At 39.1% G+C, this 16,936-nt stretch carries 19 protein-coding genes; 10 read left to right on the top strand and 9 right to left on the bottom strand.

Annotated elements, in window-relative coordinates:
- Window positions 1-49: 49 nt before the first annotated feature.
- Window positions 50-442 carry a helix-turn-helix domain-containing protein gene (locus tag ACEQ81_RS10565; RefSeq protein WP_411030856.1) on the bottom strand — a complete coding sequence of 131 codons (393 nt, stop codon included), beginning with the start codon at window positions 440-442 and terminating at the stop codon, window positions 50-52.
- A 290-nt stretch (window positions 443-732) separates the two neighbouring features.
- Between ACEQ81_RS10565 and ACEQ81_RS10560 the strand changes: the two genes are divergently transcribed.
- The 3 genes from ACEQ81_RS10560 (at window position 733) to ACEQ81_RS10550 (ending at window position 3,016) form a co-directional block, all read left to right on the top strand.
- Window positions 733-1,851 (top strand): M14 metallopeptidase family protein, encoded by a 1,119-nt coding sequence (locus ACEQ81_RS10560; RefSeq protein WP_411030855.1) that lies wholly within the window; start codon window positions 733-735, stop codon window positions 1,849-1,851.
- Window positions 1,852-1,954: 103 nt separating this feature from the next.
- Window positions 1,955-2,434 carry an Lrp/AsnC family transcriptional regulator gene (locus ACEQ81_RS10555; RefSeq protein ID WP_411030854.1) on the top strand — a complete coding sequence of 160 codons (480 nt, stop codon included), beginning with the start codon at window positions 1,955-1,957 and terminating at the stop codon, window positions 2,432-2,434.
- A gap of 63 nt (window positions 2,435-2,497) precedes the next feature.
- Entirely contained in the window at window positions 2,498-3,016 is a 519-nt protein-coding gene (locus tag ACEQ81_RS10550; protein WP_411030853.1) for a DinB family protein, read from the top strand.
- On the opposite strand, the gene ACEQ81_RS10545 is transcribed toward ACEQ81_RS10550, so the two are convergent.
- Together ACEQ81_RS10545 and aroB are read right to left on the bottom strand one after the other, a co-directional pair.
- A complete protein-coding gene (locus tag ACEQ81_RS10545; protein WP_411030852.1) occupies window positions 3,013-3,348 on the bottom strand; it encodes a hypothetical protein in 336 nt (111 codons plus the stop codon). The two genes, ACEQ81_RS10550 and ACEQ81_RS10545, sit on opposite strands and share 4 nt — an antisense overlap.
- Window positions 3,349-3,462: 114 nt before the next feature.
- Window positions 3,463-4,524: a 3-dehydroquinate synthase gene (gene aroB / locus ACEQ81_RS10540; protein WP_411030851.1), complete on the bottom strand. Its 1,062-nt coding sequence runs from the start codon at window positions 4,522-4,524 to the stop codon at window positions 3,463-3,465.
- 150 nt (window positions 4,525-4,674) lie between these two features.
- Here aroB and ACEQ81_RS10535 point away from each other — a divergent pair, with 150 nt between their 5' ends.
- Window positions 4,675-5,841, top strand: coding sequence for a proline dehydrogenase family protein (locus ACEQ81_RS10535; RefSeq protein WP_411030850.1), 1,167 nt, complete (start codon window positions 4,675-4,677; stop codon window positions 5,839-5,841).
- Between the two features lie 23 nt (window positions 5,842-5,864).
- Here ACEQ81_RS10535 and ACEQ81_RS10530 read toward each other — a convergent pair whose 3' ends face one another.
- From ACEQ81_RS10530 to ACEQ81_RS10505, 6 genes are all read right to left on the bottom strand, one after another.
- Window positions 5,865-6,251: a DUF4258 domain-containing protein gene (locus ACEQ81_RS10530; protein ID WP_411030849.1), complete on the bottom strand. Its 387-nt coding sequence runs from the start codon at window positions 6,249-6,251 to the stop codon at window positions 5,865-5,867.
- Between the two features lie 3 nt (window positions 6,252-6,254).
- A complete protein-coding gene (locus ACEQ81_RS10525; RefSeq protein ID WP_411030848.1) occupies window positions 6,255-7,454 on the bottom strand; it encodes an alanine dehydrogenase in 1,200 nt (399 codons plus the stop codon).
- A 134-nt stretch (window positions 7,455-7,588) separates the two neighbouring features.
- The gene (locus ACEQ81_RS10520; RefSeq protein WP_411030847.1) at window positions 7,589-8,137 is read right to left on the bottom strand and encodes a hypothetical protein; all 549 of its coding nucleotides are present in this window, start codon (window positions 8,135-8,137) and stop codon (window positions 7,589-7,591) included.
- Between the two features lie 110 nt (window positions 8,138-8,247).
- On the bottom strand, window positions 8,248-8,391 hold the full coding sequence (locus ACEQ81_RS10515; RefSeq protein WP_411030846.1) for a hypothetical protein: 144 nt from the start codon (window positions 8,389-8,391) through the stop codon (window positions 8,248-8,250).
- Between the two features lie 349 nt (window positions 8,392-8,740).
- Window positions 8,741-9,154 carry a tRNA (adenosine(37)-N6)-threonylcarbamoyltransferase complex ATPase subunit type 1 TsaE gene (gene tsaE, locus ACEQ81_RS10510; protein ID WP_411030845.1) on the bottom strand — a complete coding sequence of 138 codons (414 nt, stop codon included), beginning with the start codon at window positions 9,152-9,154 and terminating at the stop codon, window positions 8,741-8,743.
- Between the two features lie 15 nt (window positions 9,155-9,169).
- Window positions 9,170-10,714, bottom strand: coding sequence for a PglZ domain-containing protein (locus tag ACEQ81_RS10505; protein ID WP_411030844.1), 1,545 nt, complete (start codon window positions 10,712-10,714; stop codon window positions 9,170-9,172).
- Between the two features lie 148 nt (window positions 10,715-10,862).
- Between ACEQ81_RS10505 and ACEQ81_RS10500 the strand changes: the two genes are divergently transcribed.
- Genes ACEQ81_RS10500 through ACEQ81_RS10475 form a run of 6 tightly spaced genes read left to right on the top strand, consistent with a single transcriptional unit; the run spans window position 10,863 to window position 16,919 of the window.
- Window positions 10,863-12,092, top strand: a complete 1,230-nt coding sequence (locus ACEQ81_RS10500) for an HD domain-containing protein (protein WP_411030843.1) — start codon at window positions 10,863-10,865, stop codon at window positions 12,090-12,092.
- 52 nt (window positions 12,093-12,144) lie between these two features.
- A complete protein-coding gene (lpxD, locus tag ACEQ81_RS10495) occupies window positions 12,145-13,170 on the top strand; it encodes a UDP-3-O-(3-hydroxymyristoyl)glucosamine N-acyltransferase (RefSeq protein WP_411030842.1) in 1,026 nt (341 codons plus the stop codon).
- Window positions 13,163-14,569 carry a bifunctional UDP-3-O-[3-hydroxymyristoyl] N-acetylglucosamine deacetylase/3-hydroxyacyl-ACP dehydratase gene (locus ACEQ81_RS10490; RefSeq protein WP_411030841.1) on the top strand — a complete coding sequence of 469 codons (1,407 nt, stop codon included), beginning with the start codon at window positions 13,163-13,165 and terminating at the stop codon, window positions 14,567-14,569. Before lpxD ends, ACEQ81_RS10490 begins: the two co-directional genes overlap by 8 nt.
- A gap of 1 nt (window position 14,570) precedes the next feature.
- On the top strand, window positions 14,571-15,356 hold the full coding sequence (gene lpxA / locus ACEQ81_RS10485) for an acyl-ACP--UDP-N-acetylglucosamine O-acyltransferase (protein ID WP_411030840.1): 786 nt from the start codon (window positions 14,571-14,573) through the stop codon (window positions 15,354-15,356).
- Window positions 15,357-15,363: 7 nt separating this feature from the next.
- Window positions 15,364-15,930 carry an elongation factor P gene (gene efp / locus ACEQ81_RS10480; RefSeq protein WP_411030839.1) on the top strand — a complete coding sequence of 189 codons (567 nt, stop codon included), beginning with the start codon at window positions 15,364-15,366 and terminating at the stop codon, window positions 15,928-15,930.
- A 53-nt stretch (window positions 15,931-15,983) separates the two neighbouring features.
- A complete protein-coding gene (locus ACEQ81_RS10475; protein ID WP_411030838.1) occupies window positions 15,984-16,919 on the top strand; it encodes a UDP-3-O-(3-hydroxymyristoyl)glucosamine N-acyltransferase in 936 nt (311 codons plus the stop codon).
- The last annotated feature ends 17 nt before the right edge of the window (window positions 16,920-16,936 follow it).

The raw sequence follows: 16,936 nt of genomic DNA, 5'->3' as shown, positions 1-16,936 counted from the left end.
AAATTAGCGCTTATCCGCCATGGCAAAAATTACAAGAATCCAAAATAACCTACCTTCTTGGCACATAGGGCTCAAAGCTGCCGTCATCGTAGAAGATTATGATTTTTTCAATGGTCTTTTCTTCTTTTGCGGTAGGAGCGGCCGATGTGGCCACTATCTTTTTGGAGATATTTTTTGTTGCCCGTTGGGCGGACGGGGAGGAGGGTTTCGTTGACTCACTGGGAAATACACCCTTACCATTTAGAAGCCAGTAAAGGTTTACTTCTGGAAAAGCTTGCACAACCTTCATTACAAATTCTAGGCTAGGTTTATTCCTTCCGGTAAGGACATGGGAGATGCTAGAACGTTGTACTCGGATTTTATCGGCAAATGCGGAAGCAGAAAGTCCATGGTATTGGATTATCTGCTCTAACCTTCCCACAAATTCTTCAGTGTTTACCATTGTAATCAATCTCTATGCAAATGTATTAAAAAGTAAACCGTTAAGACTTTTCAAAACATTATTATTTTAAAATAGATAAGAGTATCACTTTATATAAAATGATATAACCTATTGTTTATTAATCTATTAAACTATAATGATAACTTTTACTTATATTTTGAACGCCAATGTATACAAATGTAGTTTACGATAGCGGTTATTTTTATTTAACTGTATACATATGTAAATTTATTGACTACAATTGTAACCTAAATAGGCGTTATTTTTACCGTTGATTTATAGCGATGTTTATGGAACCACAAGGAGTGGATTATTCGGTAATTAAGGAAAAGTCGGTACACGGACGTTACGTGATAAACCATGATATTCTTAAATTCCTTGAAAAGTTACCCAAGGCTTTTTTGGTTAAGGAAGAAGGAAAGTCGGTCTTGGGTGCCCCCATTAATTCTGTTACCATTGGGAAAGGTGATAGAAAAGTGCTGATGTGGTCTCAGATGCATGGTAACGAGGCTACCACCACTAAAGCCGTTTTGGATATGCTAAACTTTGTACAGGGAACCTCCCCGGTGGGCAAGAATATCTTGGACCAATGCACGCTTATGATTATTCCTATGCTCAACCCAGATGGAGCGGCTGCTTATACACGGGTAAATGCCAATGCCGTTGATCTTAATAGGGATGCGCAACACAGAACCCAACCAGAGAGTAACCTTCTCAGAAAGGTTTTCGACACTTTTAGACCCCATTACTGTTTTAATCTTCACGATCAGAGAACCATCTTTAATACCGGAGATAGTCCAAACCCGGCTACAGTTTCCTTTTTGGCCCCTGCGTATAATAAAGAACGAAGCGTCTCCGCTACCAGAGGACAAAGCATGCAATTGATCGTTGCCATGAACCAAGTGCTGCAAAAGCGCATTTCCGGGCAAGTGGGTAGGTATGATGATGCCTTTAATAGCAATTGCGTTGGAGATACCTTTCAGATGTTGAACACCCCAACCATTCTTTTTGAGGCAGGCCACTTTCCTTCTGATTATGAACGAGAACAAACAAGGGAATATATCTTTACAGCCCTAATAACCGCTTTGGAAGTTATAGCCACGGACCAAGTTGCGTCGTACAAGTTGGAGACCTATTTTAATATTCCCGAAAATAGTAAACAGTTTTTTGATATCCTTATACACAATGCGGAAGCCCTCAATATGGATTATAGTAAAGGCAGTAGTATTGGTATTCTGTACAAAGAAGTACTGCGCAATTCCGACATAATACTAGACCCAAAAATTGAAAAAATAGGGAATTTGACAGACTTTTATGGTCATAAAACATATAACTGTTTAAATAACAATGAATTAGATGAGCTGTTGGCCAATAGTGCACTTAAAAAATTGTTAATGCAAACTGGTTAATATTCGCCTAAAATATTAATTCTTTACATTTTTGATAAAAAAAAGCAATATTTATTACATTTAATTTCTTAATTTTTTATTTTTGTTCAAAATAATATGAAAAATGACTAAAGTAAAATTAGACGAGATTGATCACCAGATTCTGGACATGCTAATCGATAATACCAGAACACCTTTTACAGATATAGCCAAGAAACTTTTAATATCCGCAGGAACCGTACATGTACGTGTAAAAAAAATGGAAGAAGCTGGTATTATCAGAGGGTCTTCGCTAACGTTGGATTATGTAAAACTGGGTTACGCGTTCATCGCTTATGTTGGGATTTTTCTTGAAAAAACACATCAGACCAAATTTGTTTTGGAAAGGTTGAACCAAATACCCTACGTTACTGTGGCCCATATTACTACTGGTAAATTCAACATATTTTGTAAAATAAGGGCCAAGGATACCAATCATGCCAAGAATATCATTTTTAAGATAGATGATATAGATGGCATTAGTAGAACAGAGACCATGATTTCCTTGGAGGAAAGCATAAACGATAAAAAGCGGCTTATGCATACCATATTCAACGAAATGTAAGTATTTCAAAATACAACTGACGAATCCCGTACCTATTGTGCGGGATTTTTTATTTTTACACCTATGAGAAAATCGGAACTAAAAGATCTTGGCGAGAAGCCTTTCTACAACACTTACCTTAATGTCCTAGGGGATGTAGACCTTATGGAAACCTTAAAAAATGGGAAGGACAATTTTGTAAAGCTTATTGAAGAGACCCCCGACGAAAAATTAAAATATGCTTATAATGAAGGCAAATGGACCCTTGCAGAGGTAATAAGCCATATCATAGATGCCGAGCGTGTTTTTCAATTCAGGGCCTTTCGGTTTTCTAGAAATGATACTACGCCCTTGCCGGGTTTTGAGCAAGATGGGTACGTTTTGGAATCTAATGCCAATGAAAAGAGTAAGGAAGAGCTGCTGAAGGAGTACGTGCAGGTAAGAAATTGTAGCATAACCCTTTTTGGGGAGATGGACGATGCAAAGCTATCTCGAGAAGGAGTTGCCAGTAATCTTAAATGGAGTGTAGCTGGTTTGGGTTTTGTAATTTGCGGGCATCAGGAGCACCACGTGCAAATACTGAAGGAGCGCTATCTGGCTTAGTCCATATCCGTTTCCTCGTCAAAATCTTGGTCGGCATTCAAAGCGGCATCAACATCTTCCGAATTTACCTCTTCTAAAATACCGGGTGATTTGGTTTCCAGTTCCTTTTCAATAGCATCCTCAAAATTGGCAATGAAATTGGAAAGGTTTTTACTGATCTTAACAAGATACAGCGTGTCTTCAGTTCTTAATTCTACAGTTTCTATGATCTCTCCCTGCGCATTCTTGAAAGCAATAATGTCGCCATCGCCATACCCGTGTGGATAGGTCTCAATCAATAAGGCAGCTACCTCATGACTCAATTTTTTGTAATCTACTAATATGCGTTTCATGGTTTAGTTATTTGTCCCCGTTAAATGGGTTTTAATTACAATCCTAAACTATAAATTTTTCTGGTTACCTATTTTAAATAGTTGTCAAAACACACATTTAAGTACATGTAATTCCTATTCTTTGTAGTATGCAAATGCCTGGGAGAACAATTCTTGGGGTACTTGCACATCTATTACCGTTTCACCGATGTTTTTCAGCAATACAAAGTTAATGTTTCCGTGGGAATTTTTCTTATCAAATTTTAAAAGCGCTAAAATTTTCGAAATATCGGCATCACTAAAAGTTATTTTCTCGTATCTCGATAAAAAAGTAGTCTTTATATCCTCCAATTCATTTTTTGGGAGGCCTGTTATTTGATGTGATAAATAGGCTTCCAAAATCATCCCGATGGATATGGCTTCCCCATGGAGTAAAAGTTCGTGATCCGGACTTTCTAAAAAGTAAGACTCAATGGCATGCCCCAGGGTATGTCCAAAATTTAAAATTTTTCTTAGGTGCTGCTCCGTAGGATCTTGCAATACAATGTCGTTTTTTAACGATACGGAATCGTATATGGAAGTACCCAGGTTTTCCAAAGTAGCAATGGTCTTCATGGTCTTCCAATATTCTCCATTTCTGATCAGTCCATGTTTTAGCATTTCCGCAAAACCGCTTTGCACCTGCCGCTGTTCCAAAGTATGTAGAAAATCGGCAATAACCAGTACCATCATGGGTTGGTTAATTACACCGATCTGATTTTTTAAAGCACCCAAATCAACTCCCGTCTTTCCGCCCACGGAGGCATCTACCATGGCCAGCAGGGTAGTGGGTACATTAATAAACTGTATACCTCTTTTATAGGTAGAGGCAACAAAACCGCCAAGATCGGTTACAACACCACCGCCTAGGTTTATCAAGAGGCTTTTACGGTCGGCATCCAATTCGGACAGGGCTTCCCATACACCAGTGCATGTATCAATGGTTTTGTGGACCTCCCCAGCTTCAATCTCAATGACCTCAAAACTAAAATCAGCGGTTATTGCTCCCAAAAATTTTGATAAGCAATACTCATGTGTATTTTCGTCTACCAAAACAAAGACCTTGGAATAGTCCGTGCTCTCCAAATGAAGATTCAATGAACGATACGCATTTTCGTTAAAGTGTACGGCATAAGAAGTGGTAGTAATAGAATCCATAATATAGGTTATACGATCATTGAAATTTGCGATTGGCAAAGGTAAATGAACATAATAAATAAATATTTAGTAGCACAAAATAAAGCTTATTTTTAGTCATAAGAATACAAATACTGTTATTATATTTGATTCGTTTGAAAATTGACAAAAATGCCCGATTTTTTTGAGGATACCGCAACAGCGTTTGCGTTAAAAACCGACTCCGAACTGGAGCGTGCCTATTTTCTTTTTAAAATGATTGCCAACGAACCCCTGGTAAGAATGGGAACTGCGGTTACCAATTTCGCCATAAAAGCACATCTTCCGGTAGAAGGATTGATACGTGCAACAGTTTTTGATCACTTCTGTGGCGGAGTCAACAAAGAAGACTGTATGCCGGTGGTAGATAAAATGTGGCAAAAAAAAGTATGTTCCGTTTTGGATTATTCTGTGGAAGGGAAAGAAGACGAAGATCCATTGGACAACTCCTTGGGCATGAATCTGAAGATTCTTGATTTTGTAAAAGAGAAGGATGCCATACCTTTTGCCGTATTTAAACCTACCGGATATGGAAGGTTTGCACTTTTCCAGAAAATAGGGGAAGGAAAATCCCTAAATGCCAAAGACCAGAAAGAGTGGAGCCGCGTTGTTGAACGGTTTGACGCCACTTGCAAAAAGGCCTATGATTTAGATGTTCCTCTTCTAATAGATGCTGAGGAAAGTTGGATGCAAGATGCGGCCGATGATCTTGTAGAGGAAATGATGCGCAAATACAATAAGGACAAGGCCATTGTTTTCAATACGCTACAAATGTACCGTTGGGACCGTATGGATTATCTAAGAGAGCTACACCGCAAGGCCCAGAAAGATAAATTTAAGATAGGCGTAAAATTAGTGCGGGGCGCCTACATGGAAAAAGAAAATGAAAGGGCCGAAGAACTGGGTTACCCTAGCCCCATCTGTAAATCCAAACAGGCAACCGATGATAATTTTAATGCCTTAATGGATTATTTGGTAGCCCATCTCGATACTATTTCGATCTTTGCGGGTACCCATAACGAAGAAAGTAGTTATCGTCTTCTAGAACTGATGAAAAAAAATGACATCGCCAACAATGACCAACGTATTTGGTTTGGGCAATTGTACGGAATGAGCGATCATATCTCCTTCAATCTGGCGGCCAGAGGATACAACGTGGCCAAATACCTGCCTTTTGGACCAGTACGGGATGTTATGCCATATCTTATACGAAGAGCGGAGGAGAATACATCCGTTGCCGGGCAGACCAGTAGGGAGTTAGGGCTTTTGAAAAAGGAGCGTAAGCGCCGAAAAATATAAATGTAGAACCTTATACCACGTTACTAATTGGGAAAGGAAACTTCTTCGATTACGATGTTTTCCAAACAATTTTTTACTTGCAAAACAGCATTTTTATCGCCTATTTCACTTTCAATAATATAGGTTTTGCAAGGCTTTGCTTCCGTATCGCTTAGATTAAAATCGATATCACCCTCTTTAAGGAAGTAGGCAATGTCAGTAGAATCCAAGGTTTGTGCATTTAAAAGTTGCTCAACGGTCTTGGAGTATTCCCATGGTTTGGAGCGAAGATCCTTAAGTACCCTGCAGTTGGGTAGATAACAGAATTCCACACCGGTCTCTTCCGATTTTTTTTTAAAAAAGAAAGCTAGAAAAATAAGTCCTATTGCCAGTCCAAAAAGATAAAAGCCTAAGCGCTTTAAAAAAGCCATACATTAAAAGATAAGAAAGTTGATGTCGCTATAGGAGAGATCGTACCATTCGCCTACAGATTTGTTGGTTAAAATACCATGGTACATATAGAGGCCATTGCGCAATCCCTTATCAAACCTAAGGGAGTTTTCGAGCCCTCCGTCCTCACCAATTTTTAATAGGTATGGAGTAAAAATATTACTTATGGAGATGGAAGATGTCTTTGGATAGCGCGACGGAATATTGGGAACGCCATAATGTATTACCCCATATTTTTCTTTGGTGGGTTTGGCATGTGTGGTTATTTCGCTCGTTTCAAAACATCCGCCCATGTCAATACTTACATCAATAATTACAGCACCTTTTTTCATATTCTCCACCATGGTGCTAGATACTACTACAGGAGACCGATCTTTTCCCCTTGCGGCACCAATGGCAACATCGCATCGCTTAAGCGCTTTCAAAAGGTTTTTGGGTTGTATGGTAGACGTGTAAAGTGTCTGATTTAAATGGGTTTGAATGTTGCGTAATTTGGTGATCGAATTGTCAAAAACCTTTACGTTGGCACCAAGGCCTATTGCCGAGCGCGCGGCAAATTCACCTACTGTTCCGGCACCTATGATTACCACCTCAACTGGGGGTACTCCGCTTATATTCCCAAACATAAGACCATTTCCGTTATTGGTGGCCGCCATAATCTCCGAAGCGATCAGCACCGAGGATATACCTGCAATTTCACTTAATGATCTTACTGCCGGGTATTTTCCGTCTTCATCACGGATATATTCAAAAGCAATGGCGGTAATGCGTCTTTTGGCAAGTTCCTCAAAGTATTGCTTGGTTTGCGTTTTTATTTGCAAAGCAGAAATTACAGTGGACTGCGGGTTTAATAACTGAATTTCGCTTAGTGTTGGTGGTTCTACCTTTAGCAATAATGGGCAAGAAAATACTTTTTTGGTATCCTTGGTAATTTCGGCTCCGGCATTTGTGTAGTCCAGGTCCGAAAAGTGAGAGCCTTGTCCGGCACCTGCCTCCATTAGCACCCTGTGGCCATGCGAAGTAATTGCGTTTATAGCATCGGGTGTAAGACAAATACGCTTTTCCTGGTACTGGTTTTCCTTTGGGATCCCAATGAAAAGCTCACCTTTTTGTTTTAAAACTTCTAGGGTTTCTTCTTGAGGTAACAGCTGTTGTTTGCTAAAGGGAGAGGATGGTTGGTTCATAGAAATGGCAAATGAATCGACTCGAATAGAGTCAATATCAAATTTACAATTTTTTTAATGAAATGGTCTCTAATGAAAGCTAATGTTGAGCGGAATAGGAGGGTGGTTATATCAGAGGATAAGAACGAAAAGTACTAGGAAGCTCTCTTACCAGTTATTTCGTCTTCGTTTTTTTTTATCTCTAGTTGTTCCTTTTCCTTGTAGGCCTTAAGCTCCTCATCCATAGCTTCTAAGTCAATTCCGTGTACGTGTTTGTCGTAGAGTTTAATCCGAATAAAATAAACGAAAGGAATTACGATCATACAAACCGGAAGTAACCATAGTATATTTTCGGTGTCTACGTAAAGGTCTTCGGAATATATTACCTCAAAAATCTGAAACGCATACATACAAATAGGTATCAGTAGAATATGATACCACCAATGTTTACAGGTGAAGAACCAAATGGTCAATAAATAAAGGGGAATAAATTTACCCAATAGGAACCAGGCATAGGTATTGAGGTTTATAAATCCATTGCTATCTATCACCATTCCAAAAAACTCAATGGTCTTACCGGGTTCGGTAGGAAGGTACTCATGTATCTTAAAGATAAAGGGACAAAGAATTATAAATAGTAAAGCAATAGATTCTATGAAAAATCTTTTTCTAGCCTTTTTTTCCTTTTCCGATTTTTTTTTCATTACTACAGAAAAATATCATAATATAAAATCAGTAACGAAAAAAAGGGCAATTTATTGATTGCCCTTGGAATAATTTTAAAATTAATGCAACGTAACTATTGCAAATGTTATTAAGCTTTATTGGATGTTCTTACTTTACTTTTGTCCACACCTTGCTCGTACAATTCATCATCCGCTGTGTTACTAGATTCACAAGATGCCGCCATCAGTACTCCACAGGCCAGGATTCCGAATAAAATTTTCTTAGCGTTCATAATTTAAAGTTTTAGTTTAAGATTTGATTCATTTTCACAATAAATGTAGGAAAAAAACGTCTAAGATTTGGTATTTAATCCGCAAAATATGACACTTTATCGTAAAAAACAACCATTTCAACGAAAAATGTGCATTTCGTCGATTCAAAAACAATAAAAATTGGCGTTTTACGATGATTGTCACCGCTTTTAGCTGTTGAAAATGCAAAGTTTGGGAAGCTCCAGATGTGAGAGTTTGTGCCAATTTAAACACTGCTAGAAGGACCTTAAAAAAAGTAAAATCGTTACAATTGGTTACCCAAACCGAGAAGAAATTGTAGAAATATTGTCTTTACACCGATTTAAAAATTTAACATTTTAGGGTCAGCTTTCTTGTATCCGTGTCCACTACTTGCAGGTATAGATTACTTCTTTCTTGCGGAAGTAAGGACTCAATTTTTTCGGGCCATTCAATAAAAATCCAGCCATCGATATCTAGATAATGTTCCCATCCAATATCCAAGGCTTCCATTTCGTTATTCAATCTATAAAAGTCAAAATGATGCCCCAATAACGACCCTTTTTTGGTGTGGTACTCGTTTACAATGCCGAAGGTTGGGCTGTTTGCATGGTCCTTTCCGCCCAATTCGTTTACCAAGGCTTTAATAAGTGTAGTTTTCCCGGCACCCATATCGCCATAAAAACATAGTAATTTTTCTTTACAATGTCTTATTATTTGCTGGGCTACCTGATGAATTTCCTCTTGCTTAAATATGATCTCCATAATACAATGGTAGTTTTACCGAGGTTCCAAAACTACAAAAGGAATAATCATTTCCTCTAATGATACGCCGCCATGTTGGTAGGTATTTCGGTAGTAGCTTGCATAATGATTATAGTTGTTCGGATAGGCAAAAAAGAGGTCGTTCTTCGCAAAAATAAACGAACTGCTCATGTTAATACTTGGCAAGTGAATTTTGGAAGGATCGGTAGCTGCCAAAACGTCCTTGTCCTCGTAGGTGAGGCTTCTGCCTGTCTTATATCTTAGGTTAAGACTGGTTTGCTTATCTCCAATTACTTTAGAAGGTTGTTTTACGTTTATGGTACCATGATCTGTGGTAATAATAAGTTTTAGACCCATTTGTTGCGCCTGCTGAATGATATCCAATAAGGGCGAATTTTTAAACCAGCTCTTTGTTAAAGATCGATAGGCCTTATCGTTGGATGCCAACTCCTTTATTACTTCCATTTCTGTTCTGGCGTGGGATAACATGTCCACAAAATTGTATACTATTACGGTAAGGTCGTTTTCTTTTTGGGTTTTAAAATTTTGGCACAGATGTCTTCCCTGTTTTAGACTGCTAATCTTATGATATTCCCATTTGAGGTCTAATCCAAGTCGCTTTAATTGCGCTCCTAAAAATTTATCCTCAAATAGGTTCTTGCCACCATCATCTGTGTCGTTTTTCCACCAATCCGAATATTTTTTTTCCATATCCAAAGGGGTAAGGCCAGAGAAAATGGCATTACGGGCATATTGCGTTGCGGTAGGCAAAATACTGTAGTAGGGTACTTCCTTTTGTTTTCTATAAAATGTATTTAGGGTATCCTCAAAAGCGAACCATTGGTCGTACCTTAAATTATCTATTACCACCAGTAGTGTAGGCTTGTCCTTTAGCTCGGGTTCTATTAAGTTTCTAAAAAGTGTATGGGACATTACCGGACCATCACCATCATTAAACCAATCCGTGTAGTTGTTATCCACAAATTTACCGAAGTGGCTATTGGCTTCGGCCTTTTGCGACTCCAATATCTCGAACATGCCAGAGTCTTCTATCTCTTCCAATTGAAGTTCCCAGTAAATTAGTTTTTTGTAAAGATCTGCCCATTCTTCATATGAATTTACCATGGAAAGGTCTAAGGAAATCTTACGGAACTCTTGCTGGTAATTGGCGGTGGTCTTTTCGGATACCAAACGAGAATTGTCGAGATTCTTTTTTAACGAAAGTAAAATCTGGTTCGGATTCACCGGCTTAATAAGGTAATCGGCTATTTTAGATCCTATGGCTTCCTCCATTATATATTCCTCTTCACTTTTTGTGATCATCACTACCGGAAGGGTGGCGTCTATAATCTTAATTTCATTTAAGGTTTCCAAACCGGAAATCCCCGGCATGTTCTCATCCAGGAAAACAATATCGAACTGCGTATTGGTAATCTCTTCCAGTGCTTCCTGACCACTTTTACAGGTTACTACCTCGTAGTTCTTTTTTTCGAGAAAAATAATATGGGGTTTTAACAGATCTATTTCATCATCCACCCAAAGGATTGTTATTTTGTTCATTGAAATCTTTATTTCTGAGGTTATTGTTTAACCGATGCTCCTTGTTTCTTCAGTTAACTTCAAGTCCCTTAGATTACATCCTTACCCTAGGAGTATCGGTTCAATTGTATAACTTTGGTTTCTTAATTGGAATTTAAACCGATCGATTTTGACCAAGACCAGGAAACTCAAAATTTTAAACGATCCAATTTACGGATTTATTAGAATACCCAATACGCTTGTTTCTAACCTTATAGAAGAACCCTACTTTCAACGCCTTCGAAGAATATCTCAAATGGGTATGTCCTATTTGGTATACCCCGGGGCTCATCATACTCGTTTTCATCATGCCTTGGGAAGTATGCATTTAATGCAACAGGTATTGCAAGTGCTTCGATATAAGGGGGTTGACATTTCAAAAGAGGAAGAGCAAGGCTTGTTAAGTGCAATACTTTTACATGATATAGGGCACGGACCTTTTTCGCATGCCCTAGAACATAGCTTGGTTTCGGGTGTTGGCCATGAAGCCATTTCCTTGTTTTTTATGGAATCGCTTAACCGGAAGTTTAACGGAAGTTTAACGATGGCCATAGAAATATTTAAGGGCAGCTACCATAAAAAGTTCCTAAATCAATTGGTCTCTAGCCAGTTGGATATGGACCGTTTGGATTACCTTAAACGCGATAGTTTTTATACCGGTGTTGCCGAAGGGAACATTAATGCGGAGCGACTCATTACCATGCTCAATGTCTTGGATGGGGAATTGGTGGTGGAAGAAAAAGGTATCTATTCTGTAGAGAAATTTTTAATGGCCCGCCGCTTCATGTATTGGCAGGTATATTTACACAAAACAGGGATAGTAGCCGAACAGTTATTGATAAAAATACTGACTAGGGCCAAACATTTATTAAACAATACTATTGATCTGAAGGCAAGCAAACCCTTACTGTTCTTTATGGGTGGTAAGATAGACAAGAGAAATTTTGACACAAAAGCCTTGGATATGTTTGCGCAATTAGATGATGTAGATCTACTTATGGCCATTAAAACCTGGCAAGACCATCCGGATTTTGTCTTATCCGAATTATGTAAAATGGTAGTTAATCGCAAATTGCTAGATGTAAAAATGAAGAACAAACCCTTAGACCCAGATAAAGAGAAAGTACATAAGGATGCGTTAATGCAAAAACATAACTTAACGGAAGAGGAAGCATCTTATTTCGTTTTTTCTGGCCACATAGAAAATAGGGCTTATGACGATATAAAGCAAAACATCAACATCCTAAGGCAGAACGGAAAAATAACGGATGTTGCAAAGGCCTCGGACCAGCTAAATTTAAAAGCACTTTCTAAAACGGTTACCAAATATTATATGTGTTACCCCAAGGATGCCGTTTAACAATTTTTCTTACTTTTGTGTCCATTAAAGGAAAATCCCTAAATAATTATCAGTGAAGTTTACGGCGGGTCAGATTGCGGGTATATTAGAAGGCGAGGTTGATGGAAACCCCGAGATTGCCGTACATAAGCTTGCCAAAATTGAAGAAGGGGAAACAGGATCTTTAACATTTTTGGCCAACCCAAAGTATACCTCTTATATATATACGACCAAGGCTTCCATTACCATAGTAAACAAGGATTTTATTCCCGAGCAATCCATAGCTACTACCCTTATTAAGGTAGAAGACGCTTACAAGTCTTTCTCCAAACTTTTGGAATACTACAACGAGGTAAAGAATAACAAGACAGGGATAGAGGAGCCGGTATTCCTATCTGAAACTGCCAGTTATGGAAGTGATTTCTATTTAGGAGCATTCTCTTATCTGGGAAACAATGTAATTATTGGGAACAATGTAAAAATACATCCAAACGTATATATTGGCGATAATGTTAATATTGCCGATAATGTAATTGTATATGCCGGGGCAAAGATTTATTCGGAATCGATTATAGGGAAAAACTGTGTTATTCATAGTGGTGTAATAATAGGAGCAGATGGTTTTGGGTTTACACCAAATGAAAAAGGTGAGTTTACTAAAGTACCACAGACCGGAAATGTAATTTTGGAAGAAAATGTGGATGTAGGGGCCGGTACAACCATAGACAGGGCCACTTTAGGTTCTACCGTGCTTAGAAAAGGCGTAAAACTAGACAACCAAATACAAATTGCCCACAATGTAGAAATTGGGGAACATACCGCAATTGCTGCCCAAACGGGTATTGCGGGTTCTACTAAGATAGGCAAGCATTGTATGATAGGGGGGCAAGTAGGGATTGTTGGCCATATCACCATAGGCGATAGGGTAAAGATACAAGCGCAATCTGGCATTGGAAGAAATGTAAAGGACGATGAGGTATTGCAAGGATCACCTGCATTAACTTATGGCGACTATAACAAATCATATGTACATTTTAAAAATTTACCGAAGCTTATTCAAAAAGTGGACGAAATTGAAAAAAGAATAGACGGTGAGTAATACGATTACAAAACAAAGGACAATTGCGAAAGAAAGCACCCTAAAGGGTGTTGGATTGCATACGGGGGAGAATGTTACCATGCGGTTTTTACCCGCGCCGGTAAACCATGGGTACGCCTTTAAACGGGTTGATCTTGAAGGTGAGCCCATTATAGAGGCAGACGCCAATTTTGTAGTAAATACGCAAAGAGGTACCAATTTAGAAAAGAGAGGGGTTAAAATACAAACTTCCGAGCATGTGTTGGCTGCATTGGTAGGATTAGAGATCGATAATGTTCTAATAGAACTAGATTCTCCCGAACCTCCAATAATGGACGGCTCTTCCAAATTTTTTGTGGAAGCGTTGGAAAAGGCTGGGGTAGTGGAACAAGATGCCGATCGGGAGGAGTACATAGTGAAAGATGTTATATCCTATAAAGATGAGGCCACTGGTAGTGAAATTACTATAATTCCTGCCGATAATTACCAAGTTACCACAATGGTAGATTTTGGCACCAAGGTTTTGGGAACACAGAATGCTACCCTAGAGCACCTATCGGATTTTAAAACAGAAGTAGCCGATGCAAGGACTTTTAGTTTTTTACACGAACTGGAAATGCTTCTAGAACATGGACTCATAAAAGGTGGGGATCTAAACAATGCCATTGTCTATGTGGATAAAGAGATTTCACAGGAGACCATGAAAAAGCTGGAGAAGGCTTTTAAAAAGGAGAAACTTTCAGTAAAACCCAATGGAATATTGGACAACCTTACCCTACATCAACCCAATGAAGCGGCTAGGCATAAACTTTTAGATGTTATTGGGGATCTTGCCTTGGCCGGAACTAGAATTAGAGGTAAGGTAATTGCAAATAAACCTGGACATTATGTAAATACCCAATTTGCCAAAAAATTGGCCAAAATCATAAAACTAGAGAAACGGAACAAAGTGCCACATGTTGATTTGAGTGTACCACCCATAATGGATGTTACCAAAATAATGAATATGTTGCCGCACCGACCTCCTTTTCTCTTGGTAGATAAAATATTGGAACTTTCTGATTCTCATGTAGTTGGATTAAAGAACGTTACCATGAACGAACCCTTTTTTGTAGGTCATTTCCCGGGCACGCCCGTGATGCCAGGGGTTCTTCAGGTAGAAGCCATGGCGCAGACCGGAGGTATTTTGGTACTGAGCACCGTTCCCGATCCGGAAAACTACCTGACCTTTTTTATGAAGATCGATAATGTGAAGTTTAAGAAACAAGTAGTTCCTGGAGACACCCTTATATTTAAGTGCGATCTTATATCCCCGATTCGAAGAGGCATATGCCATATGCAGGCCTATACCTATGTAAATGGAAAACTTGCTTCTGAGGCGGAACTGATGGCCCAAATCGTAAAAAACAAAGAAATTTAGAATGAATCAGCCTCTTGCGTATATCCATCCCGGAGCAAAAATAGCTAAGAATGTTGTGGTAGAACCCTTCACCACCATACATAACAATGTTACCATTGGACAAGGAACCTGGATAGGATCCAATGTCACAATTATGGAAGGGGCAAGGATAGGAAAGAATTGTAATATTTTCCCCGGTTCTGTAATATCGGCACCTCCTCAAGATCTAAAATACAATGGCGAGGAGACCACCGTGGAAATTGGCAACAATACTACGGTCCGCGAATGTGCCACTATAAATAAGGGTACCGCAGATAGAATGAAATCCAAAATAGGGAAGAATTGTCTTATTATGGCCTATTGCCATATAGCACATGATTGTTTTATTGGCGATAACTGTATTTTTTCCAACAATTCTACCTTGGCAGGCCATGTCACTATAGGGGACAACGTAGTACTTGCCGGGCTGGTGGCTGTGCATCAGTTTGTATCCATTGGCAATCACGCCTTCGTTACCGGAGGTTCCTTGGTACGTAAAGATGTACCGCCTTATGTAAAGGGGGCCAGAGAACCTATGTCTTACGTTGGTATTAATTCCGTGGGTCTTCGTAGAAGGGGGTTCACTTCGGACAAAATCCGGGAGATACAGAATATTTATAGGCTACTCTATCAAAGAAATTACAACAATACCCAAGCGGTTCAGATCATAGAGGCCGAAATGGAAGCCACCCCGGAGAGAGATGAAATTCTTCAGTTTATAAGAGATTCGCAACGAGGTATCATGAAAGGATATTTCAGTACTAACTAACTACAATATGGCATCAACATCAGACATAAGAAAAGGCTTGTGCATAAAGTACAACCACGATATTTTTAAAATAATAGAGTTTCTGCATGTAAAACCTGGGAAAGGACCGGCATTCGTAAGAACAAAACTTAAAAGCGTTACCACGGGCAAAGTGATAGACAATACTTTTTCTGCCGGACACAAAATTGACGATGTTCGGGTAGAGACCAGGTCTTATCAGTTTTTATATGCCGAAGGGGAGACTTATCATTTTATGAATACTGATGACTACAACCAGATAAGTTTGCAAGAGAGTTCCTTGGATGCTCCCGGACTTTTAAAAGAAGGAACCGTTGTAACCATCCTTTTTAATACCGAAGACAGCATGCCCTTGTCCGTAGAAATGCCGGCAAGTGTTATTTTGGAAGTAACCCATGCAGAACCAGGTGTAAAAGGAAATACCGCAACCAATGCAACAAAGCCCGCTACGGTTGAAACCGGAGCCCGGGTTAACGTACCACTTTTTATAAATGAAGGAGATCGTATTAAAATAGATACCGAGAAGGGAGCCTATATGGAGCGGGCGAAGGACTAATTGCTTTTCTCGATTAAAACTTACCTAACCCCACAAATGTTGAAAAACCATAAATGAAATTTCCTACCCCATTTAGTCTTAAGCAAATAGCTGACATCATTTCGGCCAAATATGTTGGCCCCGATGATTTTAAGGTGCTGGGAATGAATGAAATTCATGTGGTGGAGCAGGGAGATATTGTTTTTGTGGATCATCCCAAATACTACGACAAAGCACTACAGTGCAACGCCAGTGTTGTACTTATCAATAAAGAGGTTAGCTGCCCTGAAGGCAAGGCCCTCTTAATTTCTGACGATCCATTCCGGGATTTTAATGTACTTACCCATTTTTTTAAACCTTTTGAAAAAGCCGATACGCTGGTTGCAAACTCGGCCAAGATTGGTACAAACACCATAATACAACCCAATGTATTCATAGGAAACAACGTAATAATAGGCGATAATTGCGTTATACATTCCAACACGGCCATTTATGATAATAGCATTATAGGTAACAATGTTATTATCCATGCAGGTTGCGCATTGGGCGGCGATGCGTTTTATTATAAAAATAGACCCGAAGGTTTTGATAAACTACTGTCCGGAGGACGTGTAGTCATAGAAGACCATGTAGAGATTGGAACGCTATGCTCCATTGATAAAGGAGTTACTGGAGATACCACCATTAAGGAAGGTACAAAACTAGACAATCAGATACAGGTAGGTCATGATACCGTAATAGGAAAAAAATGTTTAATCGCCTCCCAAACGGGGATTGCAGGCTGTGTGGTTATTGAAGACGAGGTAACTATATGGGGACAAGTAGGTATTATTAGCGGTATTACAATAGGAAAAAAAGCCGTCATCATGGCGCAGTCCGGAGTAGGTAAATCCCTGGAAGGGGGCAAAAGCTACTTGGGAAGTCCGGCTATCGAAGCACGTGAAATGATTCGGCAAATGGCTTATGCCAAAGAAGTTCCCGATCTAATTAGGAAATACAATAAGAAATAGGCTAAAGAATAATTTAG

Origin of the sequence: Spongiimicrobium sp. 3-5, from assembly GCF_046557915.1 — a bacterium.
Lineage (GTDB): Bacteria > Bacteroidota > Bacteroidia > Flavobacteriales > Flavobacteriaceae > JBHEBG01.
Note: the sequence above shows the minus strand (reverse complement) of the source record. Positions and strands in the feature narration are given on the sequence as shown.

What these genes read in the sequence shown, in the direction of transcription:
- ACEQ81_RS10565 (WP_411030856.1), bottom strand. Translation starts at nt 442, where the DNA reads ATGGTAAACACTGAAGAATTTGTGGGAAGGTTAGAGCAGATAATCCAA.
- ACEQ81_RS10560 (WP_411030855.1), top strand. Translation starts at nt 733, where the DNA reads ATGGAACCACAAGGAGTGGATTATTCGGTAATTAAGGAAAAGTCGGTA.
- ACEQ81_RS10555 (WP_411030854.1), top strand. Translation starts at nt 1,955, where the DNA reads ATGACTAAAGTAAAATTAGACGAGATTGATCACCAGATTCTGGACATG.
- ACEQ81_RS10550 (WP_411030853.1), top strand. Translation starts at nt 2,498, where the DNA reads ATGAGAAAATCGGAACTAAAAGATCTTGGCGAGAAGCCTTTCTACAAC.
- ACEQ81_RS10545 (WP_411030852.1), bottom strand. Translation starts at nt 3,348, where the DNA reads ATGAAACGCATATTAGTAGATTACAAAAAATTGAGTCATGAGGTAGCT.
- aroB (WP_411030851.1), bottom strand. Translation starts at nt 4,524, where the DNA reads ATGGATTCTATTACTACCACTTCTTATGCCGTACACTTTAACGAAAAT.
- ACEQ81_RS10535 (WP_411030850.1), top strand. Translation starts at nt 4,675, where the DNA reads ATGCCCGATTTTTTTGAGGATACCGCAACAGCGTTTGCGTTAAAAACC.
- ACEQ81_RS10530 (WP_411030849.1), bottom strand. Translation starts at nt 6,251, where the DNA reads ATGGCTTTTTTAAAGCGCTTAGGCTTTTATCTTTTTGGACTGGCAATA.
- ACEQ81_RS10525 (WP_411030848.1), bottom strand. Translation starts at nt 7,454, where the DNA reads ATGAACCAACCATCCTCTCCCTTTAGCAAACAACAGCTGTTACCTCAA.
- ACEQ81_RS10520 (WP_411030847.1), bottom strand. Translation starts at nt 8,137, where the DNA reads ATGAAAAAAAAATCGGAAAAGGAAAAAAAGGCTAGAAAAAGATTTTTC.
- ACEQ81_RS10515 (WP_411030846.1), bottom strand. Translation starts at nt 8,391, where the DNA reads ATGAACGCTAAGAAAATTTTATTCGGAATCCTGGCCTGTGGAGTACTG.
- tsaE (WP_411030845.1), bottom strand. Translation starts at nt 9,154, where the DNA reads ATGGAGATCATATTTAAGCAAGAGGAAATTCATCAGGTAGCCCAGCAA.
- ACEQ81_RS10505 (WP_411030844.1), bottom strand. Translation starts at nt 10,714, where the DNA reads ATGAACAAAATAACAATCCTTTGGGTGGATGATGAAATAGATCTGTTA.
- lpxA (WP_411030840.1), top strand. Translation starts at nt 14,571, where the DNA reads ATGAATCAGCCTCTTGCGTATATCCATCCCGGAGCAAAAATAGCTAAG.
- efp (WP_411030839.1), top strand. Translation starts at nt 15,364, where the DNA reads ATGGCATCAACATCAGACATAAGAAAAGGCTTGTGCATAAAGTACAAC.
- ACEQ81_RS10475 (WP_411030838.1), top strand. Translation starts at nt 15,984, where the DNA reads ATGAAATTTCCTACCCCATTTAGTCTTAAGCAAATAGCTGACATCATT.